Genomic DNA, 7,416 nt, shown 5'->3' with positions numbered 1-7,416 from the left:
AGGCTCCCCATGACCGGCGGCAGCAGCCACTGGGCGGGGCCGGGGGCGTGCCGGCCCGGCATGGACGTGATGCGCAGCAGCGCTCCCCGTCCAGGGCCGCGCCGTCCGCGCCGTCCGGGCCGGAGGCGCCGGCGCGGCCGTGCGCGCCGCTGAGCCGCTCGGCGTGCTCCTGGAGGGAGCGGACGCCGACCTGGCCGCCGGCGACGGCCTCGATGCCCTGCACGGCCGCCGCGAGGCCCTGGACGGTCGTCACGCACGGTACGCCCCGCAGCACGGCCGCGGTACGGATCTCGTAGCCGTCGAGCCGCGGCCCGGACTGGCCGGGGCTGCCGAAGGGAGTGTTGACGATGAGGTCGACCTCGCCGTCCAGGACGCGCCGCACGATCGTGGGCTCGCCGGACGGGCCCGGACCCTCGCTGTGCTTGCGCACGATCTTGGCACGCACGCCGTTGCGGCGCAGGACCTCCGCGGTCCCTTCCGTGGCAAGAATCTCAAAGCCCAGGTCAGCCAGGCGCTTCACGGGGAACACCATGTGCCGTTTGTCGCGGTTCGCGACGGACACGAACGCGCGCCCCTTGGTCGGCAGCGACCCGTACGCGGCCTGCTGCGACTTGGCGAACGCGGTGCCGAACACCTCGTCGATGCCCATGACCTCGCCGGTGGAGCGCATCTCGGGGCCGAGGACGATGTCGACGCCCTGCCCGTGCTCGTTGCGGAACCGGTCGAAGGGCAGGACGGCCTCCTTCACCGCGATCGGCGCGTCCAGCGGCAGGGTCCCGCCGTCGCCGGCCTCGGGCAGCATGCCCTCGGCGCGCAGCTCGGCGATGGTCGTGCCCATCATCACGCGGGCCGCCGCCTTGGCGAGCGGCACGGCGGTCGCCTTGGAGACGAACGGCACCGTGCGGGAGGCCCGCGGGTTCGCCTCCAGCACGTACAGGACGCCCGCGGACAGCGCGTACTGGACGTTCATCAGCCCGCGCACGCCGACGCCGCGCGCGAGCGCCTCCGTCGACTCGCGGATGCGGCGGATGTCGTCGTGCCCCAGCGTGATGGGCGGCAGGGCGCACGCCGAGTCGCCGGAGTGGATGCCGGCCTCCTCGATGTGCTCCATCACGCCGCCGAGGTACAGCTCCTCGCCGTCGAACAGCGCGTCCACGTCGATCTCGATGGCCTCGTCCAGGAAGCGGTCGACCAGGACGGGGTGCTCGGGGCTGGCCTCGGTGGCGCGGGCCATGTACGACTCCAGCGTGGAGTCGTCGTACACGATCTCCATGCCGCGCCCGCCGAGCACGTAGGACGGGCGGACGAGGACGGGGTAGCCGATCTCGGCGGCGATCTCCCGCGCCTCCTGGTAGGACGTGGCCGTGCCGTGCTTGGGGGCGAGCAGCCCCGCCCGGTGCAGGACGCGTCCGAACGCCCCGCGCTCCTCGGCGAGGTGGATGCTCTCCGGCGAGGTGCCCACGATCGGCACGCCGGCGTCCTTCAGCTTCTGGGCGAGGCCGAGGGGCGTCTGGCCGCCGAGCTGGACGATGACGCCCGCGACCTCGCCGGACCGCTGCTCCGCGTAGACGACCTCCAGCACGTCCTCCAGCGTGAGGGGCTCGAAGTAGAGCCGGTCGGAGGTGTCGTAGTCGGTGGAGACCGTCTCGGGGTTGCAGTTGACCATCACGGTCTCGTAGCCCGCCTCGGCCAGCGTGAACGACGCGTGGACGCAGGAGTAGTCGAACTCGACGCCCTGGCCGATGCGGTTGGGGCCGCTGCCCAGGATGATGACCTTCGGCTTGGCGCCCGGCGGTACCTCGGTCTCCTCGTCGTAGGCGGAGTAGAGGTAGGGGGTCTGCGCCTCGAACTCGGCGGCGCAGGTGTCCACGGTCAGGTAGACGGGGCGGATGCCGAGGGCGTGGCGCAGCTCGCGCACGACCTCTTCGGAGAGGTTGCGCAGCTCGCCGATCTGCGCGTCGGAGAACCCGTGCCGCTTGGCGCGCAGCAGCTTGTCCTTGGTGAGCGCGTCGTCGGCGGTGCGGATCTCCTCCGCGACCTCGTTGATGGCGGCGATCTGGTCCAGGAACCAGGGGTCGATGCCGGTCGCCTCGTAGAGCTCCTCGACGGTGGCTCCGGCCCAGAGCGCGCGCTGGACGTCCCTGAGCCGCCCGTCGTGGGGGCGGCGGGCCGACTCGACGAGCGCGGCGGCGTCGGCGTCGGCCGCCCAGCTGAACGAGGTGCCCTTCTGCTCCAGGGACCGCAGGGCCTTCTGCAGGGCCTCGGTGAAGCACCGCCCGATGGCCATGGCCTCGCCCACGGACTTCATGTGCGTGGTGAGCGTGCCGTCGGCCCCGGGGAACTTCTCGAACGCGAACCGGGGCACCTTCACCACGACGTAGTCGAGCGTCGGCTCGAACGAGGCGGGCGTCTCGCGGGTGATGTCGTTCGGGATCTCGTCCAGCGTGTACCCGATGGCCAGCTTCGCCGCGATCTTGGCGATGGGGAAGCCGGTGGCCTTGGAGGCCAGGGCCGAGGACCGCGACACCCGCGGGTTCATCTCGATGACGATCATCCGGCCGGTGCCGGGGTGCACGGCGAACTGGATGTTGCAGCCGCCGGTGTCGACGCCGACCTCGCGGATCACCGCGATCGCGACGTCCCGCATGTTCTGGTACTCGCGGTCGGTCAGCGTCAGCGCGGGGGCGACGGTGATCGAGTCGCCGGTGTGCACGCCCATCGGGTCGAGGTTCTCGATCGAGCACACGATCACCACGTTGTCGCGGCGGTCGCGCATGACCTCCAGCTCGTACTCCTTCCAGCCGAGGATCGACTCCTCCAGGAGCACCTCGCCGGTCGGGGACGCGTCCAGCCCGGCCCCGGCGATGCGGCGCAGGTCGTCCTCGTCGTGGGCGAAGCCGGAGCCGCGCCCGCCCATCGTGAACGACGGCCGGACGACCAGGGGGTAGCCGAGCTCGCCCGCCGCCGCCAGGCAGTCCGCCATCGAGTGGCAGATGACCGACCGGGCGGACTCGGCGTTCAGGCCCTGCTCGCGGGCGACCTTGGCGACGACCTCCTTGAACCGCTCGCGGTTCTCCCCGGCCTGGATCGCGTCCACGTCGGCGCCGATCAGCTCGACCTCGTACTTGGCCAGGACGCCGCTCTCGTAGAGCGCGATGGCGGTGTTCAGGGCCGTCTGGCCGCCGAGGGTCGGCAGCAGCGCGTCCGGCCGCTCCTTGGCGATGATCTTCTCGACGACCTCCGGGGTGATCGGCTCGACGTAGGTCGCGTCGGCGAACTCGGGGTCGGTCATGATCGTGGCCGGGTTGCTGTTCACCAGCGTGACCCGCAGGCCCTCGGCCTTGAGCACCCGGCACGCCTGGGTGCCGGAGTAGTCGAACTCGCACGCCTGCCCGATGACGATCGGCCCGGAGCCGATGACGAGGACGGAGTTGAGATCTTCGCGGCGCGGCATTACTTCGACGCCTCCATCAGTTCGCAGAAACGGTCGAAGAGGCCGGAGGCGTCGTGCGGGCCGGCCGCGGCCTCCGGGTGGTACTGGACGCTGAACGCCGGGCGCTCCAGCAGCCTCAGCCCCTCGACGCACCCGTCGTTCAGGTTGACGTGGCTGACCTCGCCGGGCCCGTAGGGGGTGGCGAACGGCCCGTCGGCGGGCGCGTCCACGGCGAACCCGTGGTTGTGCGCCGACACGTCGACCTTGCCGGTCGTCCGGTCCTGGACGGGCTGGTTGATGCCCCGGTGCCCGAACCTCAGCTTGTAGGTGCCGAGGCCGAGCGCGCGGCCGAAGATCTGGTTGCCGAAGCAGATCCCGAAGAACGGCGTCCCGGTGTCGAGGACGCCCCGCAGCGCGTCCACGGCGTAGTCCGCGGCGGCCGGGTCCCCGGGGCCGTTGGAGAAGAACACGCCGTCGGGGGCGAGGGCGAGGATGTCGCCGGCCGTGCTGGTCGCCGGCAGGACGTGCACCTCGCAGCCCCGCTCGGACATCCGGTACGGCGTCATCGACTTGATGCCGAGGTCGACGGCCGCGACCGTGTAGCGCTTCTCGCCCCGCGCCGGGATGACGTAGGGCTCCCGGGTGGAGACGTCCCGGGCCAGGTCGGCGCCCTCCATCGAGGGGCTCTGCCGGACGCGCTCGACGAGGGCGTCCTCTCCGGCGAGAGCGGCGTCCGCGCCGCTGAAGATGCCGGCGCGCATCGCGCCCCGGTCGCGCAGGTGCCGCGTCAGCGCCCGCGTGCCGGGGATGGCGATGCCCACCACCCCCTGCTCGCGCAGCGCCGAGCCGAGCGAGCCCGTGGCGCGCCAGTTGGACGCCACGCGGGCGGGCTCGCGCACCACGTAGCCGGCCACCTGGATGCGGCGCGACTCGGGGTCTTCGGCGTTGACGCCGGTGTTGCCGATGTGGGGGGACGTCATCGCCACGATCTGGCGCGCGTACGAGGGGTCGGTCAGGGTCTCCTGGTAGCCGGTCATGCCGGTGTTGAAGACCATCTCGCCGAAGGTCTCGCCCTCGGCCCCGTACGCGGCCCCGCGGAACACCCTGCCGTCTTCCAGAACGAGCAGAGCAGGGTTCATTGGAGCTTCCCTTCGAGGACGGTCGGCTTGCCGCGCAGGAACGTCGCGACGACCCGTCCGGGCAGCTCCAGCCCCGCGAACGGGGTGTTGCGGCTCTTGGAGGTCATCGCCGACGGGTCGACGGCGCGGCGCGGCGCCGGGTCGTACAGCGTGATGTTGGCGGGGGAGCCGGCCTCCAGCGGACGTCCCTGTCCGGAGAGGCGGCCGATGCGGGCGGGGCGGACCGACATGCGGTCGGCGACCCCGGCCCAGTCGAGCAGACCGGTCTCGATCATGGCCTCCTGGACGACCGGCAGCGCCGTCTCCAGGCCGATCATGCCCATGGCGGCCACGGCCCACTCGGTCTCCTTGGCCTCGACCGGGTGGGGGGCGTGGTCGGTGGCGACGCAGTCGATCGTCCCGTCGGCGAGGGCGTGCCGCAGCGCGGTGACGTCGTCGGCGGTGCGCAGCGGCGGGTTGACCTTGAAGATCGGGTCGTAGGACCCGGCCTTGGCGTCGTTCAGCAGCAGGTGGTGGGGGGTGACCTCGGCGGTCACCGGGCAGCCCTTGCTCTTGGCCCAGCGGATGATCTCCACCGAGCCGGCCGTGGAGACGTGGCACACGTGCAGCCGCGACCCGACGTGCTGGGCCAGCAGCACGTCCCGGGCGATGATCGCCTCCTCGGCGACGGCGGGCCAGCCGCGCAGGCCGAGCGCCGCGGACATCTCGCCCTCGTTCATCTGGGCGCCCTCGGTGAGGCGCGGCTCCTGGGCGTGCTGGGCGACGACGCCGTCGAACGCCTTCACGTACTCCAGGGCCCGGCGCATGATGACCGCGTCCGACACGCAGTGCCCGTCGTCGGAGAAGACCCGCACCCCGGCGGCGGAGTCCGCCATCGCGCCCAGCTCGGCGAGCTGCTCGCCGGCGATGCCGCGGGTGACCGCCCCGACCGGCTGGACGTCGCAGTACCCGGCCTCGCGCCCGAGGCGCCACACCTGCTCGACCACGCCGGCCGTGTCGGCGACGGGGTCGGTGTTGGCCATCGCGTGGACGGCGGTGAACCCGCCCATCGCGGCGGCCCGCGTGCCGGACTCGACGGTCTCGGCGTCCTCGCGGCCCGGCTCGCGCAGGTGGGTGTGCAGGTCGACGAGACCGGGCAGGGCCACGAGCCCGGCGGCGTCGACGACCTCGGCGCCGGCCTCGTCCAGGCCGGTCCCGACCGCGGCGATCGCGCCGTTACGGACGAGGATGTCGGCGGTCCGGCCGCCGAGGATCCGGGCGCCCTTGATGATGTGGGTGCTCACTGGGGGACCTCCTGGCCGATGGCGGGCTCGGAGCCTCCGAGCAGCAGGTAGAGGACGGCCATGCGCGCGCTGACGCCGTTGGCGACCTGCTCGACGATCGTGGAGCGGACCGAGTCGGCGACCTCGGCGGCGATCTCGACGCCGCGGTTCATCGGCCCGGGGTGCATGACGATGGCGTGGTCGGGCAGCTCGGCCATGCGCTCGGCGTCCAGCCCGTAGCGGCGGCTGTACTCGCGCACCGTCGGGAAGTAGGCGGCGTTCATGCGCTCCTGCTGGACGCGCAGCATCATGATCACGTCGCTCTTCGGGATGACCGCGTCCAGGTCGTAGGACACCGAGCAGGGCCAGGTGTCGATCGCGACCGGCAGCAGGGTCGGCGGCGCGACCACGGTGACGTCGGCGCCGAGCGTGTCCAGCAGCAGGACGTTGGATCGTGCCACGCGGCTGTGCAGCACGTCGCCGACGATCGTGACCTTGCGGCCCTCCAGATCGCCCAGGCGCTTGCGCATCGTGAACGCGTCCAGCAGCGCCTGCGTGGGGTGCTCGTGGGTGCCGTCGCCGGCGTTGACCACGCTCCCCCGCACCCAGCCGGCCAGCCGGTGCGGCGCGCCCGAGGCGTTGTGCCGGATGACGACGCCGTCCGCGCCCATCGCCTCCAGGGTGAGCGCCGTGTCCTTCAGGCTCTCGCCCTTGGAGACGCTGGAGCCCTTGGCAGAGAAGTTGATCACATCGGCGGACAGCCGCTTGGCCGCGGCCTCGAACGAGATGCGGGTGCGGGTGGAGTCCTCGAAGAACAGGTTGACGACCGTCCGGCCGCGCAGCGTCGGCAGCTTCTTGATGGAGCGGCCCGCGATCTGCGCGAGCTCCTCGGCCGTGTCGAGGACGAGCAGCGCGTCGTCGCGGGTGAGGTCGGCGGCGGAGATCAGGTGGCGGTTCATTCGGTACCCCCCGTCGGGCCGAGCAGCACCGCGTCGCGCCCGTCGTTCTCGTCCAGCAGGACCTTCACGGTCTCGCGCATCGAGGTGGGCAGGTTCTTGCCCACGTAGTCGGCGCGGATCGGCAGCTGCCGGTGCCCGCGGTCCACCAGCACCGCCAGCTGGACGGCGCGGGGCCGGCCGAGGTCGTTCAGCGAGTCCAGCGCGGCGCGCACCGTGCGCCCGGAGAACAGCACGTCGTCGACGAGCACGACGACCCTGTCGTCGATCCCCTCGGGGGGCAGCTCCGTGCGGCCGAGGGCGCGGGCGGGCCGCATCCGCAGGTCGTCCCGGTACATGGTCACGTCGAGCGAGCCCCAGGGCACCGGGCGGCCCTCGACCTCGCGCAGGGCGCCGGCCAGCCGCTCGGCCAGCGTCACGCCCCGGGTCTGGATGCCGAGCAGCAGGACGTCGTGGCCGCCCTTGGTCCGCTCGAGGATCTCGTGTGCGATGCGGGTCAGCGCGCGCCTGATGTCGGGACCCTCCAGAACGGCCTTGGGCCGGGGGTCACCGTCCGCCACGCGCTGCTCCTGCCTGGAGGCAGCATTCACCGCCGAAACCTCCTTCCCCGCCTCACGGGACGGGCC

General features: G+C 72.4%; 5 protein-coding genes. All 5 read right to left on the bottom strand.

The window, feature by feature from the left end; translation table 11 throughout:
* A partial coding sequence (gene carB / locus AB0C87_RS40530) for a carbamoyl-phosphate synthase large subunit (protein WP_360581842.1) occupies positions 1–3,454 on the bottom strand: 3,454 nt, incomplete at its 3' end.
* Positions 3,454–4,572: a glutamine-hydrolyzing carbamoyl-phosphate synthase small subunit gene (carA, locus tag AB0C87_RS40525; protein WP_345184753.1), complete on the bottom strand. Its 1,119-nt coding sequence runs from the start codon at positions 4,570–4,572 to the stop codon at positions 3,454–3,456. The genes carA and carB, both read right to left, overlap by 1 nt.
* The gene (locus AB0C87_RS40520) at positions 4,569–5,855 is read right to left on the bottom strand and encodes a dihydroorotase (RefSeq protein ID WP_345184756.1); all 1,287 of its coding nucleotides are present in this window, start codon (positions 5,853–5,855) and stop codon (positions 4,569–4,571) included. The genes carA and AB0C87_RS40520 overlap by 4 nt, the downstream gene beginning before the upstream one ends.
* The gene (locus tag AB0C87_RS40515; protein WP_345184758.1) at positions 5,852–6,793 is read right to left on the bottom strand and encodes an aspartate carbamoyltransferase catalytic subunit; all 942 of its coding nucleotides are present in this window, start codon (positions 6,791–6,793) and stop codon (positions 5,852–5,854) included. Before AB0C87_RS40515 ends, AB0C87_RS40520 begins: the two co-directional genes overlap by 4 nt.
* Positions 6,790–7,350: a bifunctional pyr operon transcriptional regulator/uracil phosphoribosyltransferase PyrR gene (gene pyrR / locus AB0C87_RS40510; protein ID WP_345184760.1), complete on the bottom strand. Its 561-nt coding sequence runs from the start codon at positions 7,348–7,350 to the stop codon at positions 6,790–6,792. Before pyrR ends, AB0C87_RS40515 begins: the two co-directional genes overlap by 4 nt.
* Positions 7,351–7,416: the final 66 nt, after the last annotated feature.

This window comes from Actinomadura sp. NPDC048021, assembly GCF_040653135.1.
GTDB classification, from domain to species: domain Bacteria; phylum Actinomycetota; class Actinomycetes; order Streptosporangiales; family Streptosporangiaceae; genus Spirillospora; species Spirillospora verrucosospora.
This window is presented reverse-complemented; position numbering and strand designations above follow the sequence as displayed.